Consider the following 22,056-nt stretch of genomic DNA (forward strand, 5'->3'; position numbering starts at 1 on the left):
CTCCCGGGAGCGGTCAGTCCCGGTTGTCCGAGAAGCGGGCCAGGACCAGGGACTCGACGACGCCCACGGCCGCGTACGCCAGGATCGACACGGCGGTGACCACCACGATGTCCGCCCACACCTCGTCATACCGGAACCCGCCGATGGCCCGCAGGATCCCGGCGCCGATCCCCTGCCCGGTCGCCAGCCATTCGGCGATGAGCGCGCCGATGATCGAGGCGGGCACGGAGATCCGCATGGAGGCGAACACCGAGGGCATCGCCGTCGGCACGGCCACCTTGCGCAGCACGGTCAGCCGTCCGCCCCCGTACGCCATGATCAGGTCGGTGGCCTGCGGTGAGGCGGAGCGCAGCCCGAAGGCGACGTTGACCAGGGCGGGGAAGAACACCACGATGCCGCCGATGACCGCGACGCCGACGAGTTCGCGGCCGAAGACGAGCGTGATCAGCGGCGTCATCACCACGAGCGGCACCGAGCGCAGCAGCATCGCGACCGGCATGAACGTCTGCTCGACGGTCCTGAACAGCACGAACGCCATCGCCACGACCACCGCCGCGACCATCCCGCTGACGAAGCCGATGGCCGCGTCCCTGATCGTGATGCCCAAGGCGGCGAAGACCGCGTCGCGATGGGCCGGGGACGAGCCGAAGAGGTACTCCCAGACCTGCGGGGGACGCTTGCCCACCAACGGGCTGATGCCGAAAGCCTCCAGGGACAGCCACCAGAGAGCCACCACGATGACCACGGAGGGAAGCAGCGGGCCGACGACGCGCAACACGATGCGGCCGATCATGAGGAGGACCTCGCTCTGCCGTACGACCAGGGTGTCACCACACGGGAGACCAGCGCGACGATCGCGTAGCCGAGGCCCGCGACCAGACCGGCCACGAGCGCCAGCCCCCACGTGCGCGGGACCTGGAACTGCTGCTGAGAGATCATCAGGGAGACGCCGAGGCCCTGGTCGTTGCTGCCGAGGTATTCGCCGATGATCGCGCCGAGCAGTGCGCCGGGGGCCGAGATCTTCAGCCCGGCGAACGTGCTCGGCAGCGCCGCGATGACCTGGACGTGCCGGAGCTTGGCCAGGCGGCCGCCGCCGTACACGGCGATGAGGTCGAGGCTGGTCCGGTCGGCGGAGCGCAGCCCGAGCAGCGCGCCGATGAGCGTGGTGAAGAAGACGGAGACGGCGGCCAGGAACACCACGGCGGCCTCACCGCCGAAGACGACCAGGACGATCGGGCCGATGGCCAGCAGCGGGATGCAGTAGCTGATCACCGCGAGCTGGGTCGCCACCGCCTCCAGGCGCGGGACGAGCAGGACGATCAGCGCCACCCCGATGGCCAGGCCGTTGCCCCAGAGGAAGCCCTGGAGCGCGGCGCTGACAGTGGCGGTCGTGTTGGGGCCGTAGAAGCCCCAGCCGTCGTGGCCCATCCCGGCCAGGACCGCCCACGGCGTCGGGACCGCGCCACCGTCCGCGAAGACCGTCACGGCGAGCAGCCACCACAGGGCGATCAGGGCGACGACGCCGAGCAGCCCGTGGATCCGCTTCACGAGCCGTGCCCGAACAGCAGGTCGCTGAGGTGGTCGTGGATGGCGTGGAACTCCGGTGTACGCATCATCTCGGGCACCCGGGGGCGCGGCAGGTCGATCGGGACCACCTCTTCGATGCGGCCAGGGCGCGGGCTCATGACGGCCACCACGTCCGACAGGAAGATCGCCTCGCCGATGCCGTGGGTGACCATCAGCGTGGTGGCGGGCTTCTCGGTCCAGATGCGCAGGAGCTCCAGGTTGAGCCGCTGGCGGGTCATGTCGTCCAGCGCGCCGAACGGCTCGTCGAGCAGCAGCACGCTGGGCTTGACCACAAGCGCGCGGGCGATCGACACGCGCTGCCGCATGCCGCCCGACAGCTCGGCGGGCCGCGCCTTCTCGAAGCCCTGCAGCCCGACCAGCTTGATCAGGTCGTCGATCACGCCGGGCTCCGGCCTGATCCCCGCGACCTCCAGCGGCAGCCGGATGTTGGCCGCGACGCTGCGCCAGGCCAGCAGCGCCGAGTCCTGGAAGGCGATGCCGAGGTGGTGACTCCTGCGGAGCTCCTCGGGGGTCTCGCCGTTCACCTGGATCTCGCCGGTGGTGGGCTTCTCAAGCCCGGCCAGGATGCGCAGCACGGTCGACTTGCCGCAGCCCGAGGGGCCGAGCAGGGACAGGAAGGAGCCCTTCGGCGTCTCCAGGTCGACGTTCTCGACCGCGGTCAGCCCGCTGCCGAACGTCTTGCTCAGCCCCGTGATGCCGATGCCGGTCATGAGAGCTTGAGGCTCGCGTCGGCCTTGTAGATCTCGTCCAGGATCGACAGGTCGAAGAGGTTCTCGGCCTTGACGGTCAGCCCGGCCTTGGCGAGGGAGGCGATGTTCTGCTCGATCAGCTCGGAGGTCATCGTGAACAGGCCGTTGGCCTTGGCGTCGGGGGTGACGACGAGTTCGTTCTGCATCTTGGCCTCCTCGGTCTGCTCGGCGACGTCGAGGTTCTGATCCTTGCCGTACGTCTTCGCGGCCAGTTCGGCGGCCTTGGCCGGGTCCGCGACGGCGTCCTTCCAGCCCTTGATCTCCGCCGTGAGGAACGCCTTGAGCTTGTCGCGTTCCTTGTCGATGGTCTCCTGCGTCACCGTGAACGTCTCGGCGACCAGCGGCAGCCCGTGGTCGGCGAACAGCATGTGCGCCGCGTCCACGCCCTGCATCTTCAGCCGCACCGGGCCGCTGGTGACGAAGCCGACGTAGCCATCGAGCTGGCCGGAGGTCAGCATCGACGGGTCGGACTGGAACGGCACCCGTGTCACGCTCGACGGGTCGATGCCGTTGGACTTGAGCAGCGCGTTCCAGACCAGCTCGTTGGAGTCCTGGACGCCGATCTTCTTACCGGCCAGGTCCTTGGGGTCCTTGATCGGGTTCTTGCCGAGGGAGACGATGGCGAAGGGGTTCTTCTGGAAGGTCGCGCCCACGATCTTGAGCGGGGCGCCCTGGAGCACGGCGGGCGCGGTGATCGTCGGCGTCGACAGGCCGATCCAGCAGCGGCCGGTGGTCAGGCCCGACTCGACCGAGGTGCCGGAGCCGCCGCCCGACAGCAGCTCCACCTGGGAGAACCCGGCGGCCTTGTAGTAGCCCTTGCTGTCGGCGAAGTACTCGCCGGCGAACTCGACGTTCTTCTTCCAGGAGAGCTGGATCTTGACCGCGCCGAACCCGCTTCCGCCCGCGCCGGACGTCCCGCTGTCGCCACAGGCGGCCAGGCCGAGCGCCAGTCCGGCCATTCCCGTCGTCCGCAGGAACGCGCGACGGTCGAGGGTAGCCATAATTCTCCTTGGAAGAGCGGTGAACCTGCAGGTCAGGAAGCTATACACTGATTATTACCATCGTGTGACGAAAAATCGGACATCGCATGGGGTGCGGGGCCCGGATGTGGAAAAGCCCAGCACCGGCGCTTCAGACCCTGTAGGTCCCTACGAGAGCGCTCGGCGAGGTCCGTAGATCCCTCCAGCGGCGGAAGGCGTCCGGTAGCGTTTTCGCTGACATGAAACTGGACGGAATCCCCCTTTGGGACGGCACCGAATTCCGCGGCCCGGTCGAGCTGAGCTGGGAACCGGACCGGATCGGCGAGGTGCGGCCCGCCGCGCAGCGGTATGACGACCTGTGCGTGCTCCCCGGCCTGGTCGACACGCACGTGCACCTGATCGGCTACGCCGGTACGGGCCCGATGCCCGACTTCGCCACCTGGCCGCTCGTCACGACCCGCGACGAGCAGGTGCTGCACGGTGTCGCCCACGCCCAGCGGGCCATGCGCCACGGCGTGACGACCCTGCGCGACCTGGCCGGGGACGAGGCGCAGATCGCCCTGCGCCGGGCCTTCGACGCGGGCGTGCTGCCCGGCCCGCGCGTCCAGGTCCACGGCGTGGTCGGCATGACCGCCGGGCACAACGACCTGTTCGTGCCACCGGCGATCCCGCAGCGCAAGCCCACCGCTGACGGACCCGACGAGTGCCGCAAGCTGGTACGTACCTGGGCCCGCGCCGGGATGGACGGCATCAAGCTCACCACCAGCGGCGGCGTGCTGTCGATCGGCGACAAGAACGGCTGGCGCAACTACACGCGCGAGGAGATCAGCGCCGTCGTCGACGAGGCGCACGCGCTCGGCATGCTGGTGGCCTCCCACGCCCACTCCGAGGAGGGCATCCGCGTCGCCGTCGAGGAGCGCGTCGACTCGATCGAGCACGGCACGCTGCTGAGCGCGGATCTCGCCGAGGTGCTCGCGGCCCGCCGTACGCCCGTCGCGCCGACCCTCCTGATCAACGAGGCCATCGCCGAAGGCCGGGTCCCGGTCACCGCGGAGTCGATGGCCAAGGCCGCCGAGCTCGTGGCCACGCGTAACGTGCTGCTCGCCGAGGCGGCGCGGCTGGGTGTCCGCTTTGTCCTGGGCACCGATGCCAACGGGCACCACGTCCAGTTCGGCGACCAGCTCGCTGAGGTGGTCCACATGACCGAGATCCTGGGCATGTCCGCCTCGGAGGCGCTGCGCGCGGCCACCTCGGACGCCGCCGACTCGATCGGCGTGCCGGTGGGCCGGATCGAGCCCGGACTCGGGGCGGACTTCATCGTGCTGCGCGGGCGTCCGTGGGAGCGGATCGCGGACCTGGCCGTGGAGAACATCGTCGCCGTGGTCTCACGAGGACGTCTCGTCGCGGGCGAGCTGCCCTGACCCGTCAAGACGGGACCCCTTCAGGCAGGGTCCCCTTCGGACGGCTGAGCTGACCTGAGGGCCAGATAGAGGTCCGTACGGTCGCGCATCGACGACATCCGCCGCCCGGTCAGCTCCTCGATCCGCTGCATGCGGTAGCGCAGCGTGTTGACGTGCACATACAGCTCGTCGGCCGTCCGCTGCCAGGAGCCGCACGTCTCCAGGAAGACGTCGAGCGTGCGCAGCAGCTCGGAGCCGTGCCGCGCGTCGTACTCGATGATCGGCCCGAGCAGGTGCTCCCTGAACGAGCGCCGCACGCTCACGGGCAGCTGGGCCAGCAGGAGTTCGTGGCTGTCCACGTCGGCGACCGACATGACCGACACCGGCCCCTCGCCGTAGCGGGCCGACTCCATGCCCCGCCGCGCGGACTCCAGCGCCTCGCCCAGCTGCGACACGCTGGCGGTCGCGTCGCTGATCCCGACCGCCACCCGCATCCCTGGCCGGTTGGTCACCAGCGCGCGCAACTCGTCGGTCAGCGCCTGGCGCGACACCTTGCCGTTGACCAGCACGATCCCCTCGTCGGACCGTCCGCCGACGACCAGCTGCCGCCCTCTCCTGGCCAGCGCGTACATGATCGCGGGTACGTCGTCGTCGTCCGACCCGCCGGTCCTGGCCACCACCATGGCCGTGGTCGGCAGCCCCGGATCGGCGCCGAGCAGCCGCAGGTGGGCCGAGACCTCACCGGGCGCGATCCGCTGCGTGCCCAGGAGGTCGAGCAGCGTCTGCGCCCGAGCCCGCTCATCCCGGCGCCGCTCGGCCGCGAACGCCTCCTCGATCACCACCTCGGTGATCGCGCCGAACGACTGGTCGGGCGCGGCCAGGAGCAGCGGCAACCGGCGGCGTTCGCACGCCTTGACCAGCGCTTCCGGCAGCTCCCCCAGCACTACCAGCCCGACGATCAACCCGGCGGCGTCGCTCGTCCACAGCGCGTCGGCGAACGTCTCGCAGTCGGACGGCTGGGTGTACCAGACCCCGCTGGTCAGGACGAGGTCGCCGGGGCGCAGGTAGCGTCGTGGGTCGGGCAGATCCGTCGGATAGGCTCGCCCCACCTCCCTGCCGAGCCCGTCATGTCCGGTCACCGGCACGAGACTCAGGTCTTCGCGCGCCACCAGATCCGCCAGCCTCATGAATGTGATGTTATGCCAGGTCATCGGGCGAGAGTTCGGAGGTTCGCACGATACCGTGGCCGGTGTCTTGTCAGGTTTACTCGATCACATGCGTCCCAAAGCCGAACTCCATCTGCACATCGAAGGCACCCTCGAACCCGAGCTCGTCGTCGAGCTGGCCAGGCGCAACGGGATCGACCTGCCGACCTTCGACGCGGAGGCCATCAGGGCGCGCTACGACTTCGCCGATCTCCAGTCGTTCCTGGACATCTACTACGAGAACATGGCGGTCCTCCGCACCGACCGGGACTTCTACGACCTTGCCACCGCCTACCTGGGGCGGGCCCGGGCGCAGGGCGTACGGCATGCCGAGATCTTCTTCGACCCGCAGGCGCATCTGAGCAGGGGCGTGTCGCTGGAGGCGGTGTTCGGCGGGCTGTCGGCCGCCCTCAAGGACAGCGACGTCTCGGCGGCCCTGATCATGTGCTTCCTGCGTGACCGGGGGGCCGAGGAGGCCGAGCAGGTGCTGCGGGCCGCGCTGCCGTACCGGGACCACTTCATCGGCGTCGGGCTGGACTCGGCGGAGGTCGGTCATCCGCCGGCACTGTACCGCCGGGTGTTCGACATGGCGGCCGCGGAGGGCCTGCGCCGGGTCGCGCACGCCGGCGAGGAGGGCGGCCCCGACTACGTGTGGGAGGCCCTGGACGTGCTCAAGGTGGAGCGGGTGGACCACGGCATCCGCGCCATGGAGGACCCCTCGCTGGTCGCCCGCCTGCGGGAGGAGCGGATCCCGCTGACGGTGTGCCCGCTGTCGAACGTCCGGCTGCGCACGGTGCCGTCGCTGCGGGACCACATCCTGCCCGCGATGCTGGACGAGGGCCTGATGGTGACGGTCAACTCCGATGATCCGGCGTACTTCGGCGGCTATGTCGAGGACAACTACCGGGCGCTGCGCGACGAGCTGGGCATGACGGACGCGCAACTGGACCAGATCGCCCGCAACTCCTTCGAGGCGTCGTTCGTCGAGGTCCCGTCAGCCGGTCAATGAGGCGTGGAGCGTCCGGAGGAGCCGGTTGAGTTCGGCCCGCGGGCGATCGGGGACCCAAAACCGCGGGGCGGATGACGGCGTCGGATGGGCTGACTCTAGGTTCGGAAGGAGACGGAAGGACATCCGGTGAACACATCCTTGGCCGACTACCTCGACAGCCTCTACCAGCTGGGCCGCGACCACGACGCGCCCCTGGCCGACCGGCTGCTGCGGCTGCGCAACATGACCCCTGGCGCGGCGGGCCTCGTCGCGCTGCTGATCCGCGTCCAGGGGAGCCGGCGGGTGCTGGAGATCGGTACGTCCAACGGCTATTCGGCCATCTGGTTCGGCGACGCCGTACGGGACACCGGCGGACATCTGGAGACGGTGGAGATCGACGCCTCACGGGTCGCCCAGGCGCGGGCCAACATCGCGGCGGCCGAAGTGGCCGACCACGTGACCGTGATCCACGCGGATGGCGGGGAGGTGCTGGCGGCCAGCCCGGACGGGTCGGTCGACCTGGTGGTGCTCGACGCGGAACGGCCCGCGTACGTGGGTTACTGGCCGCAGTTGCAGCGGGTGCTCACCCCTCGGGGTGTCGTCGCCGTGGACAACGCGCTCAGCCATCAGGAGCAGGTGGCGGCCTTTCGTGACCTGGTGACGGCGGACGGGCAGTTCGCCGTACAGCTGCACGAGGTCGGCGACGGGGTGCTCACGGTGGTGCGGCTGTAGCAGGCCGTGGCGCCTTGACCGAGCTACTGCTGGACGGGGGCGCCTTGACCAGGCTACTTCTGTACGGGTTTCGGCGCGTGGGACGCCTGGTCGAGGATCTCGTCGACCGACCACTGGTCGTAGGCGTGCTCGCCGTACTTGGCGGCGAGCACCCGGCCGTCCCGCCCGATCAGGAAGTCGGCGGGCAGGCCCAACCGGCCGCCGTGCGGCTTGGCCGCCGGGGCGCGTTCGCGGCCCCGCAGGACCCGCCACGTGGTCACGGCGACCACGCGGAGGATCGTCCCCCACACGCGCGGGTCGAGCAACGAGCGGGCCGCCGACTCCACGCCGAACTCGACGTACAGCAGCTTGTCCGGGTCGGCGATCACCGGGAACGGCAGATCGGGCGTGTGCTCGGCCAGCTCTTCTGCCGGTGAGTGGAAGACCACGACCTCGCGGACGCCCGCCGCCTCGATCTCGTCGTGCCTGCGCACGATGGAGCGCAGGTGCAGATTGCAGACCGGACACCCGGCGAACCGCCGGAATTGCAGGTGGACCAGCCGCTCCGGGTCAGGGATGGCGACCGCCTCACCGGACACTGCGCTCAGCTCTCTGGCATCGACGACACGCATGTGAACCTCCTATAGGCGTACGGCATACGCTTACGATGATAGGCGTATGCCGTACGCTGTCAACTGTCATGCCGCGACCCCGTTCACTCACTCCCGACCAACTGGCCACGGCCGCCCTCGCCGTCATCGACCGCGACGGACTGGCCGGGCTGTCGATGCGCGCGGTCGCGCAGGAGATCGGCATGAGCACCATGGGCCTCTACCGCTACGTCGACGACCGCGGTGAGCTCGAACAACTCGTCATCGACCGCGTCCTCGACACCGTCGACACCGTGCCGCCCGACAAGGACCGGCCCTGGTACGAGCGGATCGAGATCATGGTCGAGCGGCTGCGCGGCGTGGTGAGCTCCCACCCGTGGCTCGTGCCGCTGATCATCACCCATCGGCACCGGTCGGTGGCCATACTGCGCTGGTCAGAGCCGTTGGCCGCCATCCTCGCCGAGGCCGGGCTGGACGGAGGCGAGCGGGTGATCGCGCTGCGCTCGCTGCTCGCGTACGTGGTGGGGGCGATCCAGCTCGAACAGCTCGGACCGCTGGCCGGAGCGGGCACCCAGGTCATCGCGGACCGGGCCGAGCTCCCCTACCTGTCCGAGACCGCCAGGCACGCCCACGACGTCACCACGGACGAGGAGTTCCGGGGCGGGCTCGCCCTCCTGCTGCGCGGCATAGGCGGGGGCGCGGACGTGCGCTAAGGCGGCGGCGCGGACGTGCGCTAAGGCGGCGGTGCGGGAAGCGACCGGCGTCCTTCGCGCGCGAGTGTCGTCACGAGCAGGAGTACGAGCACCGCGGCGATGGCGGTGAGTCCCGCGGCCACACCCACGCTGGGCGCGGCGAACACGGTGAGCGCCACGAGCACCACCGCCACGCCGATCGACTCCGGCCGCACGACGGTCCTGCTCACCAAGGGTGCATGCAGCGCCCACAGCAGGACGAGCATGACGACGACCGGAATGGCGACCGAGGCCACCACGGCCCGCGCGCCCGCCGCGATGTGGTGCTCCCCCTCCCCTGCCGACGCCACCGCGACCTCGAGACCCGCACCGAGCGCGGCCAGCGCCGCGAAGATCAGATAGTGCCCGTATCCCCAGACGAAGGACTGTTCCCGTCGCTCCTCAAGCCCGTCGCCGGCCGGCTCGGAGAAGTAGATCCACCACAGCGCGAAAAGGATGACCAGGCCGGTCATCGCGATGACGACGAGTTCGACGCTCAGCCCGTGGGCGACCGCGCCCTGCACCGCGTTCGTCGCCGCGAGCACGCTCTCGCCGAGCAGGATGATGGTGAACAGCCCGTAGCGCTCGGCGATGTGGTGCGGGTGCCAGCTCGTCGAGCCCGTACGCTCCGCGATCGGCGGCACCGCGAGGTCGAGGACCGCGCACACGATGAACAACCAGACCGGCCCGCCCCCCGGCAGCGCGAGCTTGGACACCCAGAGCACCTGCACGAACGAGATGCCGATCGCGTAGCGCAGCGCCGTCGCCCGTCCCTCGGGGTGCGCGACCGCCGCGCGCAGCCACAGGCTCACGAGCCCGACGCGCATGACGAGGTAGCCGATCGTCACGACGGTGAAGTCGCCCTCGAACGCCGCGGGCACCCCGGCCGCGAGCACCAGCACGCCGGCCATCTGCAGGAGCGTCATGACGCGGTACGGGACGTCGTCGGTGTCGTACGCGGAGGCGAACCAGGTGAAGTTCATCCACGCCCACCAGATGGCGAAGAAGACCATGAGGAAGGGCCCGACCGCTTCGAGGCCGTGCCCCTGCTCGGTGGCGTGGGCGAGCCGGCCCACGATCTGGGACACCGCGGCGACGAAGGTGAGATCGAAGAGCAGCTCGAGCGGGCTCGAGACGCGATGCGGCTCGGTCAGATCGCGAGCGGCCATGCGGGTCCGGAGCGGCGACATGTGCCTACCCTATTGACCCGCGCCTGCCTCGCTGACAGGCGCCTGCCTTGCCAAACGGCGGCGAACGAGTGCCGGTCCCCGGCGAGTAGGGGACCGGCACTCGGGCCTACTTGAGCCAGAGGACCCAGGCGCCGGGTATTTCGGTGCACTTGTACGCGTTGAAGTTCTCACGCACATACTGCTGGCCTGCGTCGACACACTTCTTCTTGGTGGGGAACTGCCCGTAGGACACCCAGTCGGCCGCTTGGGCGGGCAAGCCGAGTCCGACGACCGCCAGGACGGCGATTCCCGCGCCCGCTATTGCAGTCCGTACACGCATTCTTGACTCCCTTTCACCACTGGGGCAATGCACAGAGATCATCGCAGCGGCGAACGAGCCGGGTGAGCGGCAAGACATATCAAGTGATCTAGTCAATATCAGCAGCTATCGCCCTTGCGGCCGACCTCTCCCGCATGACACAAAGGAAGGTCCGGCCCCAGAGCATGGACCGGCGGTCGCGTTAGATCGTGGCCCAGAGCGCCCAGAACGGGCTGTCCCACAGGCAGTCCCAGTACTCGCCGTCTCCGGAGTACCTTTTGCCCGCCTTCTCGCACTCCGCGAGGGTCCTGTGCGTGCTGATGATGTGGGCCTTCTTTGTCGTGGCCACATCCGCGCTCGCGGACACGCTGGTGCAGAGTGTCGCCGCCATCGTCAGGGCGGCCGCTGACACCACCACGCTCACGACCTTGTTCCGCATGGAGAACCTGCCTTCGCTCGGTTACGCGAAGAGCGTCGCAGACAAGGCTTCCGTAACTCTTCTCAAGAACTTCCGGCAAAGCACAGGCCGAGCCACACACTCGTCCGCCTCACTGATGCGCGAAGGCCAAGCGCGCTTTCCTGCTTGGCGTCGACCACGCCCGCCCTCCCGCTTCCGGCCGTGCTCGCTCAGCGCGGACGAGTGACGGAACATGAAAGAGACATCGCCATTAGGTGGTGAGGTTTTCTCAGGCTGGACCGCCACGCCATTCGGTCGGGCGCGCATCCATCCCCGTCGTTACTGCGGTTTCGTCGTTCCGATCATTGGCTGCGTTCCACCTATGGCCGTTGGCCGTCGCGTCCGGGTGGATGCGATGAACCCCTTTGGGGGTACCGGACTCGGTACGTGTCGCCCGACACACGCGAGGGACCTCATCGGCTCGGCCAGGATGGAGGCCCAAGCAGCCGCACCTCGCGACAGCGCGAGGGCGCAGCCCTCGCCTCGGGCAAACGCCCGAGCGTAGCGAGGACCACGCCCTTGTGGGGGGGTGGGGGGCGCCGAGCCCCCCACAAAACACAGCCCGAGCCATTGGGCGAAGCCCCCAAAACGAGGACCTCGCCTGTAGCCCCAAAGAAAGCACAGCCCGAGCGTAGCGAGGCCCTTTGGTTATGCCTTGAGCCAGCTCATCATCGGGCGCAGCTTGGCGCCGGTCTTCTCGATCGGGTTCTCGGCCAGCTCCTCGCGGTGCCGCGTGAACTCCTTCTGGCCGCCGTCGAACTCCTCCACCAGCTGCCGGGCGAACGTCCCGTCCTGGATCTCGCCCAGGATGCGGCGCATCTCGGCGCGGGTCTCGTCGGTGATGACGCGCGGGCCACGGGTGTAGCCGCCGTACTCCGCGGTGTCGGAGACGGACCAGTACATCTTCGAGATGCCGCCCTCGTACATGAGGTCGACGATCAGCTTCATCTCGTGCAGGCACTCGAAGTAGGCCACCTCGGGCTGGTAGCCCGCCTCGATCAGCGTCTCGAACCCGGCCTTGATCAGCTCCGACACACCGCCGCACAGCACGGCCTGCTCACCGAACAGGTCGGTCTCGGTCTCCTCGGTGAACGTGGTGCGCAGCGCCCCGGCCCGGGTGCCACCGATGCCCTTGGCGTACGACAGAGCCAGATCCAGCGCCTTGCCCGAGGCGTCCTTCTCCACCGCCACCAGAACCGGCACCCCGCGCCCGGCCTCGAACTGGCGCCGCACCAGATGACCCGGACCCTTGGGGGCGACCATGCAGACGTCGACACCCTCGGGGGCCTCGATGAGGCCGTAGCGGATGTTCAGGCCGTGGCCGAAGAACAGCGCGTCACCCTCGACCAGGTTCGGCGCGACGTGCTCGGCGTACAGGTGACGCTGGATGTGGTCCGGCGCCAGGATCATCGTGAGGTTCGCCTCCTCGACCGCCTCCGAAGGCGTCAGGACACGCAGACCGTCGTTCTCGGCCTTCTCCCGGCTCTTGGAACCCTCCGGCAGGCCGACGCGCACGTCGACACCCGAGTCACGCAAGGAGAGCGCGTGGGCGTGGCCCTGGCTGCCGTACCCCAGCACGGCCACGTGACGCCCCTGGATGATCGAGAGGTCGGCCTGGTCGTCGTAGTAAATCTCGGTCACTTGCATAAACCTTTCAGGCGGTACGGTCCAGTGCCCTGAGGGACCGGTCGGTGATGGAACGGGCGCCGCGGCCGATGGCCACCATGCCCGATTGGACGAGCTCCTTGATCCCGAACGGTTCGAGCACCTTGACGAAGGCCTCGAGCTTGTCGGGAGTGCCGGTGACCTCGATGGTCACGGCGTCGGCCGCCACGTCGATGCAGCGGGCGCGGAAGAGCTGGACGAGCTCCAGCACGTGCGAGCGGCTGTCGGCGTCGGCCTTGACCTTGACCAGCATGAGCTCGCGCTGCACGGACTGGGTCGGGTCGAGCTCGACGATCTTGAGGACGTTCACCAGCTTGTTGAGCTGCTTGGTGACCTGCTCCAGCGGCAGCTCCTCGACGCTCACGACGATGGTCATGCGTGAGATGTCGTCGTGCTCGGTCTGCCCGACGGCCAGCGAGTCGATGTTGAAGCCACGCCTGCTGAACAGCGCGGACACGCGCGCGAGCACGCCCGGCTTGTTCTCGACAAGCACAGAAAGCGTATGCCTGCTCATTCTTCGCTCTCCCACTTCGGCGCCATGTCACGGGCGATCTTGATGCTGTCGTTGCTCGTGCCCGCCGCGACCATCGGCCAGACCATCGCGTCCTGGTGGACCACGAAGTCGACCACGACGGGCACGTCGTTGATCTCCATGGCCTTCTTGATGGTCTCGTCGACGTCTTCCGGCCGCTCGCAACGCAGACCGACACAACCGTATGCCTCCGCCAGCTTGACGAAGTCGGGGATGCGACGCGTCGACTGGAGGTTGGTGTTGGAGTAGCGCTGGTCGTAGAAGAGCGTCTGCCATTGGCGGACCATGCCGAGGTTACCGTTGTTGATGACCGCGACCTTGATCGGCACCCCCTCCAGGGCGCAGGTGGCGAGCTCCTGGTTGGTCATCTGGAAGCAGCCGTCTCCGTCGATGGCCCACACGGTGCTGTCCGGCTGCCCCATCTTGGCGCCCATCGCGGCCGGCACGGCGAACCCCATCGTGCCGAGGCCGCCGGAGTTGATGAACGTGCCGGGGTTCTCGTAGTCGATGAACTGCGAGGCCCACATCTGGTGCTGCCCCACGCCCGCCACGTAGTAGGTGTCGGGCCCGGCGATGGCGCTGAGCCGCTCCATGACGTACTGGGGAGCCAGCGACCCGTCCTCGAACTCCTCGTAGCCGAGCGGGTAGGTCTCCTTCATGCCGTTGAGCAGCTTCCACCAGTCGGCGTAGTCGCCTTGCTGGCCACTGGCCTCGACAGCGGCGATCAGGTCGGTGATGACCTCCTTGCAGTCGCCCACGATCGGCACGTCCGCGTGGCGGTTCTTGGAGATCTCCGCCGGGTCGATGTCGGCGTGGACGACCTTCGCGTGCGGCGCGAACGTCGAGAGCTGGCCGGTCACCCGGTCGTCGAAGCGCACGCCCAGGCCGATGAGCAGGTCCGCCTTCTGCAGCGCGCCGACGGCCGTGACGCTGCCGTGCATGCCCGGCATGCCCATGTGCTGGGGATGGCTGTCGGGGAACGTCCCGCGCGCCATCAGCGTGGTGACGACCGGGATGTTGGCGAGCTCGGCCAGCCTGAGGAGTTCGGGCGAGGCGCCCGCCTTGTGCACGCCGCCGCCCACGTAGAGCACCGGACGCCTGGCCTCGGCGATCAGCTTCGCGGCCTCGCGGATCTGCTTGGAGTGCGGCCTGGTCACCGGCCGGTAGCCGGGCAGCTGCATGATCGGCGGCCAGCTGAAGGTGGTGTCGGCCTGCAGCGCGTCCTTGGAGATGTCGACCAGCACCGGACCGGGACGGCCCGTGGAGGCGATGTGGAAGGCCTCCATGATCGTGCGGGGGATGTCCAGCGGATCGGTGACCAGGAAGTTGTGCTTGGTGATCGGCATGGTGATGCCGGAGATGTCGGCTTCCTGGAAGGCGTCCGTGCCGATCGCCGCGCTGGCCACCTGGCCGGTGATCGCCACGATCGGCACCGAGTCCATGTAGGCGTCGGCGATGGGCGTGACCAGGTTCGTCGCACCCGGTCCGCTGGTCGCCATGCAGACCCCGACCCTGCCCGTGGCCTGCGCGTATCCCTCGGCCGCGTGGCCCGCGCCCTGCTCGTGCCGTACGAGCACGTGCCGGACCTTGGTCGAGTCGTACAGGGGATCGTAGGCGGGCAGGATGGCGCCGCCGGGGATCCCGAACACAGTGTCGACTCCCACGTGCTCCAGCGCCCTGACCAGGGCCTGTGCACCTGTCATCCGTTCGGTCATCGGCTCGTTCCTTGCGTGGCTACACCTTAAGGACATAAAAAATGCCCCATCCACCCGAGGGTGGGAGTGGGGCGGCGCGCAGGCTGTAGTGCTTCGCTATCGGCCTGCGCGCCGGCGAAGTACTACGAGGATCTCACTGCGAAGCATGGCCACACCTTAGCCCCTGTGGAGGCCCTGATGTCAACTTCTTGGGACAGATGTCTCAAACCGTGAGACTGGTCCTCATCAGCGAGTCCACTCCGCGAGCCGCCATCGGGCGCGCCACCAGGAAACCCTGGCCCCTGGTGCAGCCCATTTCCCGCAGGAGTTCGAGCTGCTCAGGGCGTTCGATGCCCTCGGCCACCACGATGAGACCCAGGTCGTGGCCGAGCCGGACGATCGTGCGGGTGAGCAGGGTCAGGGTTTCGTCACGGCCCAGCCCGGACACGAACGACGGATCGATCTTGATCATGTCGACCGGGAGCTGCCTGAGGAAGGCCAGCGAGGCGTAGCCGGTGCCGAAGTCGTCGATGGCCAGGCGTACGCCCAGAGCGCGCAGCTCGGACAACCGCTTGACCGTCTCCTCGGCGTCCTCGACGAGCATCTCCTCGATCACCTCAAGGGTGAGGGCGGAGGCGGGCAGCCCGCTCTCGGCGAGCGCCTCCTCGACCGTCTCGACGAAGCGCGGCGCGGTGATCTGGCGGGCCGACAGGTTGAGCGACAGCCCGATGTCCCAGGAGGAGGCCCGCCAGGCGGCCACCTCGCGGCACGCCTCGTGCAGGATCCACTCGCCCAGCGGCACGATCAGGCCGGTGTCCTCGGCCGGGCCGAGGAACTGGTCCGGCGGGACGAACTCCGAGCCGCGCCACCACCGCACCAGCGCCTCCACCGCGGTCACCCGGGAGGTGGCCAGGTCGACGACCGGCTGGTATTCGATGGCGAACTGGTGCTCGATCAGCGCCCGCTGCAGGTCGGCCGCCAGCTCCAGCCTGCGCACCACGTCGGCGTGCATCTGCGCGGCGAACACCTCCACTCGGCGCCCGCCCAGCTCCTTGGCCCTGGCCATGGCCACGTCGGCGTTGCGGATGAGATCGCCCGAGGGCATGTCCTCCTCGACGAAGGCCACCCCCACGCTCGCGGTCAGCGCCACGTCGCGGTCGGCCACCCGGAACGGCTCCTGCGAGACCGCCCTGACCAACCGCTCGGCCAGGTCGACCGCCGGTTGCGCCTCACCGCCGGTCTCCAGCAGCACCGCGAACTCGTCGCCGCCCCACCGGGCGAGCGTGTCGTCGGGGCGTACGGCCCCGCGCAGCCTACGCGCGGCCTGCCCGAGCAGGTAGTCGCCGCTGGCATGGCCGACGGAGTCGTTGACCGAGGTGAACCCGTCGAGGTCGAGGAAGATCACCGCCACGTGGCCGGACATCCGGCCGGACAGCACCTCGCGCGTGCGCTCCTCGAAGTAGGAGCGGTTGGGCAGCCCGGTGACGCCGTCGTGGAAGGTCAGGTGGACGACCTGGTTGCGCAGGGCCTCCTCGTCGCTCACGTCCCGGGTGGTCACCAGCAGCTGGTCCTCACCGCCCACGTGGCGGGTGGCGACGGACTCGGTGGGCCGCCAGGTGCCGTCGGCCGCGCGCACGCGGCAGGCGATCAGGCAGGCGCCGGACGTGGCGCCCTCGTCGTCGAGGCCCATCGCGTTCAGCGCGGCCTGGATGCCGGGGACGTCTTCTGGGTGGATGTAGTCGAAGATCGACCCGCCGACGAGATCTTCGGGGCGGTAGCCGTAGGTGACCTGCATCCCGGCGCCGATCTCGTACATGAGGCCGTCGTAGTCGCAGATGAACACCACGTCGCCCGTGCTCTCGGCCAGCTCCCTGAGCTGCCGGTCGCCGAGCGAGACCTTCCTGCGCAGCCGGATGTTGGCGGCGGCGAGCACGAACAGGCGTACGACCAGCAGCAGGACCACCGAGGCGATGAGCACGACGACGCCGGTGACCGGTGTCTGCGGCTGGCCGCCCACCAGGTGCACCAGCAGCGTGCAGGTCGCGACCGCGACCAGCGCCATCGGCACCGTCGCGATCAGGTTGCCGATGCCGCTGCCACTCGCGCGGGTCTGCGGCTCGGCTGGGCGCGGCCCCCAGGGCACGGCGGCCAGGAGCAGGAACGCGACGGGCGCGATCATGATGCTCCACGTCGGCGGCACACCGCCGGTGAGGCGCGCGGTCGCGGCCGCCACCCCGGCGACCGAGGTGGTGGCGAGCACGCCGGTGCCCGCGAGGCCGAGCGGCCAGGCCGCGGTCCTGCTGGTGATCACGGAGGGGATCACGGCGCAGGTCACCAACAGCGCGATCATCGGTGGCAGCATGGCAAAGGTGAACATCGCCGGGTCGGCGGCCTCGGCGTAGACCTGCCGCAGCGCCACCACCCAGGCGATCACGAAGAGTGAGGCGGCGCACAGGTAGGCGCCGGTAACGTGGCGCAGCACCACGGTGGCGGGCAGCCTGCGCCGGGCCGCGATGAGGACGCCGCCCGCGGTGAGCACCACGCCGAGCAGCACGAGCAGGTCCGCGAAACTCACCGCGACGCTGGAGGTGTCGGCGATCGGACGCACCCCGACTCCGGCGGCCCAGATGATGGCGCCGCTGCCCATCCAGCGGGCGCCCATCGCGGTCGAGCGGTGCTCGTCCAGTTTGACCGAGGCGACGAGCAGGGAGATCGCGGCGAGCAGCGCCGCGAGGAGTCCGGAGATCGCGCCGGTGAGCAGAGCCGGGCCGCCCGCAAGGAGCGCAGCCGCGAACCCCGCCGCACCGAACGCCGCCGCGGCGGTCAGCGGTGCCCGTGGATCACGCCAGCGGATCACAGTCGTTAGCCCATCCCGTCTCGAACGCTGTCCAGTGATCGCCGAAGTCCGGTCGATCACATCGCCAGTGTGTGCGTTTGCGGGTGTGCGGGTGGTGACAACGGCGATGTCGTCACCGATCTGATAACCACACAGACCAATTGCCCCGAAGATTCACTTGACAGCGAGTCAGGAATCCTCAGTTAGAGGCAACCGTACGCACCGAAGGTCACGGGCCAGCCACGTTCCGGAATCCTCTCAATACGTGTCGGTGATGATGTTGTTCAGCTGCTCACCGGACAGGTAGCGGAGGAGCTGCGAGCGCATCAGGCGCAGCATGCGCCGCCCGGACGCGGGGGTGCTGCCCGCGATGTGCGGGGTGATCAACAAGCCGGGCGCGCTCCACAGGGGATGGCCCGCCGGCAGGGGTTCGGGGGCGGTCACGTCCAGGGCCGCCCGCAGCCGGCCGGTCTTCAGCTCCGCGACGAGGGCGTCGGTGTCGACGACGCCGCCGCGCGCCGCGTTGACCAGCACCGCGCCGTCCTTCATCCGGGCCAGGAACCCGGCGTCGACCATCCCGGCGGTCTCCGACGTGGCGGGCACGAGCAGCACCACGACGTCGGCGGCCGGGAGCAGCGCGGGCAACTCGTCGAGGGGGTGCACGCCGTCACGCGCGCTCCTGGCCACCCGGACGACCTCGACCTCGAAGCCGCCGAGCCGCCGCTCCAGCGCCGCGCCGATGGAGCCGTAGCCCACGATCAGCACGGTGGAATCGGCCAGTACGTCCGTGTGGTGGTAGGTCCACTCCCCCTGCCGCTGCGCGTCGACGAACCCCGGGAACTCCCGCAGCACCGCGATCATCGCGCCGACCGCCCACTCGGCGGTCCCGGCGTCGTGCACGCCGCGCGCGTTGCACAGCACCGCGCCGTCCGGCATGTGGGGCCGGTACGGTTCCACGCCCGCGCTCACGGTCTGTACGAGGCGCAGCGAGGTCATCGCGGCCAGCAGGCCCGGCACGTCCGGAACGGTGATCAGCGGCGGGATCCACACCTCCACCTGGCCTACGCCATCGGGAACCGGCCCCGTACCGTCATAAACGTCGCACTCCGCTCCGGGGAGATCGGTCAAAACCCCGGCAACGGCATCAGACGGGACCCAGATCTTCATGCCGAGAACCTTACGGCTAGGGAGGAAGTATGGAACACATGGGAAAGCTCATGACTCTGATGCTGCTCGCTGTGCTGACCGCCTGCTCCAGTGCCGGAGGGGCGGTGCCGGACGCGGCCGTCGCCGCCGCGCCGCCGCCCGGTGAGCCGAAGACGGTGGCGCGTGATCTGGCGGTGCCGTGGGGGATCGCCTTCGTCCCCGGCGGCGGCGCGCTGGTGACCGAGCGCGACACGGCCAGGCTGCTGCGCGTGACGCCGACGGGCAAGGTCACCGAGGTGGGCCGCATCGCCGGGGTCACCCCGGACGGCGAGGGCGGGCTGATGGGCGTGGCGGTCAAGGGGGATCAGGTCTTCGTCTACTTCACCGCCGCCGACGACAACCGGATCGTCCGCTACCGCTTCACCGGCGACACCGTGTCCGACCCGAAGGTCATCCTGCGCGGCATCCCCAAGGGCGCCATCCACAACGGCGGCCGGCTGGCGTTCGGGCCCGACGGCTTCCTGTACGCCACCACGGGCGAGACGGGCGACCGGCGGCTCGCCCAGCGGCGTGACTCCCTCGGCGGCAAGATCCTGCGCATGACGGTGGACGGCGCCCCAGCGCCCGGCAACCCGTTCGGCACGCTCGTCTACAGCCTCGGCCACCGCAACGTCCAGGGCCTGGCCTGGGACCCGGCGGGCCGGTTGTACGCCTCGGAGTTCGGCCAGAACGCCTTCGACGAGGTCAACCTCATCAAGCCGGGCGCCAACTACGGCTGGCCCGAGGTGGAGGGCAAGGGCGACGACCCGAGGTTCGTCAACCCGATCATCACCTGGCCCACGTCGGAGGCCTCACCGTCCGGCGCGGCCTACGCGGCCGGCTCGCTCTGGGTGGCCGCGCTGCGCGGAGAGCGCCTGTGGCAGATCCCTCTCAGCCAGGACGGCTCGGCCGGCACGCCGGTCGCCTGTGGCAGATCCCTCTCAGCCAGGACGGCTCGGCCGGCACGCCGGTCGCCCACTTCACCGACACGTACGGCCGGCTCCGCGGCCTGGCCACGGCCCCCGACGGCACGCTGTGGCTGTCCACCAGCAACAAGGACGGCCGGGGCGACCCCAGGGACGGCGACGACCGCATCCTGTCCGTGAACCCAAGCCGCTCCTAGCCGCGCTAGTTACCGGCGACGCACGTGGTCTGCGCCTGCGGCCGGTACTTGGTGGTCAGCTTCTTGTCCCGCTTGAGTTCCTTGCCGTCCTTGATGAACACGCGGGTCACGTCGATCGTGAAGCCCTGCTCGCCGACCGTGGCCATGCACCCGGGGGCGGAGCTGGTCTCGCGGCGGAACGGGGTGAAGTCTCGTTTCTCCGACTCGACCGCGTCGATCTTGTCGTACCGCTTGGTGCTCCACAGCTGCACGGAGACCGAGGTCCCGGTAGACGCCGTCTTGATCAGCACGCCGAAGTCGGAGTCGTTGCGCCACTTGAGGTCCAGGTCCGGGTACAGCAGGGCGGCGTCGCGACCGGCCGGGTAGCGGGCGGCGTGGTAGTCCATCGGCGTGTGGGAGACGTCATCGAACCCGCCGAAGAAGGCCGCGTTGTACATCGTGGTGGCGAACTGCGAGACACCGCCGCCCACGATGGGCACCATCCGGCCGCCGACGATCTGCCCCGCTTGGACGTAGCCGCCCTCGACGGTGCGCTCGCCCACGGCCTCGTTGAGCGAGAACGTCTCCCCCGGCTTCACCAGGTAGCCGTCGACCTGGGCGGCCATCCGCTGGATGTTCGTCACGCGGGGCAGGCAGCAGTCGAAGGTCGTGGTGAACTCGGCGATGTTCGTCTTGATGCCGAGCCCCGTCACCTCTTCGGTGGTCACCTTCGGCGGGACCACCGACAGGGTCACGGGGATGATCCGCGCGCCGTTGCCGCTGACCACCTTGGCCACGTCGCGGGCCAGCTGCTTGGCGTCGATCCCCCTGCCGCGGTGGGCGGGGACCAGCACCGGCTTGCCGTTGACGATCTGGTAGGTGGCGTCCTGCGGCGCCTGCGCCGCGTCGACGAGCTTGCTCTCCACCGAGGAGAGCGCCGCCGCGGCGTTGAACTGCGGGGTCAGCCCGCCGTCGTCATCGGAGACGAAGGTCAGGTTGGCGGCGATCACGGCCGGGAGCAGCTGGGCCTGCTTGGCGCCGAGCTTCAGCGTGAGGGGCGCGGCGACCGCCCGCTTGGCGGCGGCCTCGGCCTGCTTGAGGGCGGTCGGCGTGGTGTCGGGCTTGGCGGGCCTGAGCGTGAGGACGGCGGAGTCGCGGCCGCGCAGGAAGGCGTCGGTGATCACCCGGACGGCGTCGGGCCGGTCGATCACCACACCGTCGCGCGGCTCCGACGAGACCGGCTGCCCGTTCTTGAAGGCCACCCGGCCGTCGCGCGGCTTCTTGTCGTAGGTCTCCGCCAGGCCCTCGACGGTCCTGGCCAGCTGGGAGGAGTCGATGGTCATCTTCGGCTGGAGCTCGGTGGTGCCGGTCAGCCCCTTCCAGACCTCGACCGGGCCGGGGAAGCCACTGGGCGCCTGCCCGATCGTGCTCACCACGTCAAGCTCCAGGCCGGCCTCGTCGGCCTGGATGGTCTCCTTGCGCCCGGCGATGTCGACGACGACGGGCTTGTTCATCTTGGCCGCGAGCTCGGTGCGGAGCTTGTCCGCCGCCTGCGTCACGGTGAGCCCGCCGATGTCCACACCGGCCACGCGCGTGCCCCGCAGTACGGACCCCGACATGAGTACGGCCGGTACCAGGTACGCCAGCACCGCCAGGATCACCACGAGCAGCACCAACGCGGGCAGAAGGCGACGGCGGCGGGGCGGCTCCGGGTCGATGAAGGCGGGCAGCCGCTCAGAGCCGGAAACACCGAACACGGGGGCGGGCGGTTCCTGCCAGCGCCCCTCGTTCACCGGCCACGGCTGGGGCGGAGGCGCCACCGGCGGCAGGGCGCCGCTGCCGTTCGGGCCATTCTGGGCGTTCTGCCCGTTGGAGCCGTTCGCAACGCTCGGAGCCGCCGGCCGGGGTTCCGGCTGACCGGGCGGCCCGAAGATGTCACGGGAAACTCCCGGGGGCAAGCCCTCGACCCGTGGCTTCTTGCTACCGCCTGACATGGGCAGAGGCACTGAAGCGAAAGGGTCGGTCGGCGATTCGATCGGTCCGGCGTTACGCACGCCTCAATCTCCTCCCGCTCCGCAGCCACATTCTCAGGCAACAGTAAGGCACGCGCATTGGGATATGTCACGAGAAATGAC

The 22,056-nt window shown here is 69.5% G+C and carries 20 protein-coding genes; 5 read left to right on the forward strand and 15 right to left on the reverse strand.

What is annotated here, in order from left to right:
• Positions 1 to 13: 13 nt before the first annotated feature.
• From ACIBO2_RS15010 to ACIBO2_RS15025, 4 genes are read right to left on the reverse strand one after another with little or no spacing between them, the layout of a single operon-like run.
• Complete coding sequence (locus tag ACIBO2_RS15010; protein WP_358539433.1) at positions 14 to 793, reverse strand: ABC transporter permease subunit; 780 nt, start codon at positions 791 to 793, stop codon at positions 14 to 16.
• A complete protein-coding gene (locus tag ACIBO2_RS15015; RefSeq protein WP_358539431.1) occupies positions 790 to 1,548 on the reverse strand; it encodes an ABC transporter permease subunit in 759 nt (252 codons plus the stop codon). Before ACIBO2_RS15015 ends, ACIBO2_RS15010 begins: the two co-directional genes overlap by 4 nt.
• On the reverse strand, positions 1,545 to 2,297 hold the full coding sequence (locus tag ACIBO2_RS15020) for an ABC transporter ATP-binding protein (protein WP_397297384.1): 753 nt from the start codon (positions 2,295 to 2,297) through the stop codon (positions 1,545 to 1,547). The genes ACIBO2_RS15015 and ACIBO2_RS15020 overlap by 4 nt, the downstream gene beginning before the upstream one ends.
• Positions 2,294 to 3,337, reverse strand: coding sequence for an ABC transporter substrate-binding protein (locus tag ACIBO2_RS15025; protein ID WP_358539426.1), 1,044 nt, complete (start codon positions 3,335 to 3,337; stop codon positions 2,294 to 2,296). Before ACIBO2_RS15025 ends, ACIBO2_RS15020 begins: the two co-directional genes overlap by 4 nt.
• A 218-nt stretch (positions 3,338 to 3,555) precedes the next feature.
• Here ACIBO2_RS15025 and ACIBO2_RS15030 point away from each other — a divergent pair, with 218 nt between their 5' ends.
• Positions 3,556 to 4,737: an amidohydrolase family protein gene (locus tag ACIBO2_RS15030; protein ID WP_397297387.1), complete on the forward strand. Its 1,182-nt coding sequence runs from the start codon at positions 3,556 to 3,558 to the stop codon at positions 4,735 to 4,737.
• 20 nt (positions 4,738 to 4,757) lie between these two features.
• Here ACIBO2_RS15030 and ACIBO2_RS15035 read toward each other — a convergent pair whose 3' ends face one another.
• On the reverse strand, positions 4,758 to 5,903 hold the full coding sequence (locus ACIBO2_RS15035) for a helix-turn-helix domain-containing protein (RefSeq protein ID WP_358539421.1): 1,146 nt from the start codon (positions 5,901 to 5,903) through the stop codon (positions 4,758 to 4,760).
• An 88-nt stretch (positions 5,904 to 5,991) separates the two neighbouring features.
• Here ACIBO2_RS15035 and ACIBO2_RS15040 point away from each other — a divergent pair, with 88 nt between their 5' ends.
• Positions 5,992 to 6,930: an adenosine deaminase gene (locus tag ACIBO2_RS15040; protein WP_358539418.1), complete on the forward strand. Its 939-nt coding sequence runs from the start codon at positions 5,992 to 5,994 to the stop codon at positions 6,928 to 6,930.
• 126 nt (positions 6,931 to 7,056) lie between these two features.
• Complete coding sequence (locus ACIBO2_RS15045) at positions 7,057 to 7,641, forward strand: class I SAM-dependent methyltransferase (protein WP_358539415.1); 585 nt, start codon at positions 7,057 to 7,059, stop codon at positions 7,639 to 7,641.
• Between the two features lie 53 nt (positions 7,642 to 7,694).
• On the opposite strand, the gene ACIBO2_RS15050 is transcribed toward ACIBO2_RS15045, so the two are convergent.
• Entirely contained in the window at positions 7,695 to 8,252 is a 558-nt protein-coding gene (locus ACIBO2_RS15050) for a peroxiredoxin-like family protein (protein WP_358539412.1), read from the reverse strand.
• Between the two features lie 68 nt (positions 8,253 to 8,320).
• On the opposite strand from ACIBO2_RS15050, the gene ACIBO2_RS15055 reads away from it, so the two are divergent.
• Positions 8,321 to 8,944 (forward strand): TetR/AcrR family transcriptional regulator C-terminal domain-containing protein, encoded by a 624-nt coding sequence (locus ACIBO2_RS15055; RefSeq protein WP_358539409.1) that lies wholly within the window; start codon positions 8,321 to 8,323, stop codon positions 8,942 to 8,944.
• 20 nt (positions 8,945 to 8,964) lie between these two features.
• Here ACIBO2_RS15055 and ACIBO2_RS15060 read toward each other — a convergent pair whose 3' ends face one another.
• The 8 genes from ACIBO2_RS15060 to ACIBO2_RS15095 form a co-directional block, all read right to left on the reverse strand.
• Positions 8,965 to 10,152: a low temperature requirement protein A gene (locus ACIBO2_RS15060; protein WP_358539406.1), complete on the reverse strand. Its 1,188-nt coding sequence runs from the start codon at positions 10,150 to 10,152 to the stop codon at positions 8,965 to 8,967.
• 106 nt (positions 10,153 to 10,258) lie between these two features.
• Positions 10,259 to 10,471, reverse strand: coding sequence for a hypothetical protein (locus ACIBO2_RS15065; RefSeq protein WP_358539403.1), 213 nt, complete (start codon positions 10,469 to 10,471; stop codon positions 10,259 to 10,261).
• Positions 10,472 to 10,652: 181 nt separating this feature from the next.
• Positions 10,653 to 10,889: a hypothetical protein gene (locus ACIBO2_RS15070; protein ID WP_358539400.1), complete on the reverse strand. Its 237-nt coding sequence runs from the start codon at positions 10,887 to 10,889 to the stop codon at positions 10,653 to 10,655.
• 666 nt (positions 10,890 to 11,555) lie between these two features.
• Positions 11,556 to 12,539, reverse strand: a complete 984-nt coding sequence (ilvC, locus tag ACIBO2_RS15075) for a ketol-acid reductoisomerase (RefSeq protein ID WP_357950756.1) — start codon at positions 12,537 to 12,539, stop codon at positions 11,556 to 11,558.
• Between the two features lie 22 nt (positions 12,540 to 12,561).
• Positions 12,562 to 13,086, reverse strand: coding sequence for an acetolactate synthase small subunit (gene ilvN, locus ACIBO2_RS15080; protein WP_225292071.1), 525 nt, complete (start codon positions 13,084 to 13,086; stop codon positions 12,562 to 12,564).
• Positions 13,083 to 14,819, reverse strand: a complete 1,737-nt coding sequence (locus tag ACIBO2_RS15085) for an acetolactate synthase large subunit (RefSeq protein ID WP_358539397.1) — start codon at positions 14,817 to 14,819, stop codon at positions 13,083 to 13,085. The genes ilvN and ACIBO2_RS15085 overlap by 4 nt, the downstream gene beginning before the upstream one ends.
• A 202-nt stretch (positions 14,820 to 15,021) precedes the next feature.
• Entirely contained in the window at positions 15,022 to 17,655 is a 2,634-nt protein-coding gene (locus tag ACIBO2_RS15090; protein WP_358539394.1) for an EAL domain-containing protein, read from the reverse strand.
• 237 nt (positions 17,656 to 17,892) lie between these two features.
• The gene (locus tag ACIBO2_RS15095; protein WP_358539391.1) at positions 17,893 to 18,801 is read right to left on the reverse strand and encodes a 2-hydroxyacid dehydrogenase; all 909 of its coding nucleotides are present in this window, start codon (positions 18,799 to 18,801) and stop codon (positions 17,893 to 17,895) included.
• 29 nt (positions 18,802 to 18,830) lie between these two features.
• On the opposite strand from ACIBO2_RS15095, the gene ACIBO2_RS15100 reads away from it, so the two are divergent.
• Positions 18,831 to 19,925, forward strand: coding sequence for a PQQ-dependent sugar dehydrogenase (locus ACIBO2_RS15100; protein ID WP_397297393.1), 1,095 nt, complete (start codon positions 18,831 to 18,833; stop codon positions 19,923 to 19,925).
• 22 nt (positions 19,926 to 19,947) lie between these two features.
• On the opposite strand, the gene ACIBO2_RS15105 is transcribed toward ACIBO2_RS15100, so the two are convergent.
• Positions 19,948 to 21,741 carry a VanW family protein gene (locus tag ACIBO2_RS15105; protein WP_358539386.1) on the reverse strand — a complete coding sequence of 598 codons (1,794 nt, stop codon included), beginning with the start codon at positions 21,739 to 21,741 and terminating at the stop codon, positions 19,948 to 19,950.
• Between the last annotated feature and the right edge of the window lie 315 nt (positions 21,742 to 22,056).

It is taken from the genome of Nonomuraea sp. NPDC050022, from assembly GCF_044460705.1.
In the GTDB taxonomy this organism is placed as follows: Bacteria; Actinomycetota; Actinomycetes; order Streptosporangiales; family Streptosporangiaceae; genus Nonomuraea.

Bases quoted from the DNA above. Each gene is read 5' to 3' on its own strand.
- ACIBO2_RS15010 (WP_358539433.1), bottom strand. From the start codon at position 793: ATGATCGGCCGCATCGTGTTGCGCGTCGTCGGCCCGCTGCTTCCCTCC.
- ACIBO2_RS15020 (WP_397297384.1), bottom strand. From the start codon at position 2,297: ATGACCGGCATCGGCATCACGGGGCTGAGCAAGACGTTCGGCAGCGGG.
- ACIBO2_RS15025 (WP_358539426.1), bottom strand. From the start codon at position 3,337: ATGGCTACCCTCGACCGTCGCGCGTTCCTGCGGACGACGGGAATGGCC.
- ACIBO2_RS15030 (WP_397297387.1), top strand. From the start codon at position 3,556: ATGAAACTGGACGGAATCCCCCTTTGGGACGGCACCGAATTCCGCGGC.
- ACIBO2_RS15035 (WP_358539421.1), bottom strand. From the start codon at position 5,903: ATGAGGCTGGCGGATCTGGTGGCGCGCGAAGACCTGAGTCTCGTGCCG.
- ACIBO2_RS15040 (WP_358539418.1), top strand. From the start codon at position 5,992: ATGCGTCCCAAAGCCGAACTCCATCTGCACATCGAAGGCACCCTCGAA.
- ACIBO2_RS15050 (WP_358539412.1), bottom strand. From the start codon at position 8,252: ATGCGTGTCGTCGATGCCAGAGAGCTGAGCGCAGTGTCCGGTGAGGCG.
- ACIBO2_RS15055 (WP_358539409.1), top strand. From the start codon at position 8,321: ATGCCGCGACCCCGTTCACTCACTCCCGACCAACTGGCCACGGCCGCC.
- ACIBO2_RS15060 (WP_358539406.1), bottom strand. From the start codon at position 10,152: ATGTCGCCGCTCCGGACCCGCATGGCCGCTCGCGATCTGACCGAGCCG.
- ACIBO2_RS15065 (WP_358539403.1), bottom strand. From the start codon at position 10,471: ATGCGTGTACGGACTGCAATAGCGGGCGCGGGAATCGCCGTCCTGGCG.
- ACIBO2_RS15070 (WP_358539400.1), bottom strand. From the start codon at position 10,889: ATGCGGAACAAGGTCGTGAGCGTGGTGGTGTCAGCGGCCGCCCTGACG.
- ilvN (WP_225292071.1), bottom strand. From the start codon at position 13,086: ATGAGCAGGCATACGCTTTCTGTGCTTGTCGAGAACAAGCCGGGCGTG.
- ACIBO2_RS15085 (WP_358539397.1), bottom strand. From the start codon at position 14,819: ATGACCGAACGGATGACAGGTGCACAGGCCCTGGTCAGGGCGCTGGAG.
- ACIBO2_RS15095 (WP_358539391.1), bottom strand. From the start codon at position 18,801: ATGAAGATCTGGGTCCCGTCTGATGCCGTTGCCGGGGTTTTGACCGAT.
- ACIBO2_RS15100 (WP_397297393.1), top strand. From the start codon at position 18,831: ATGGAACACATGGGAAAGCTCATGACTCTGATGCTGCTCGCTGTGCTG.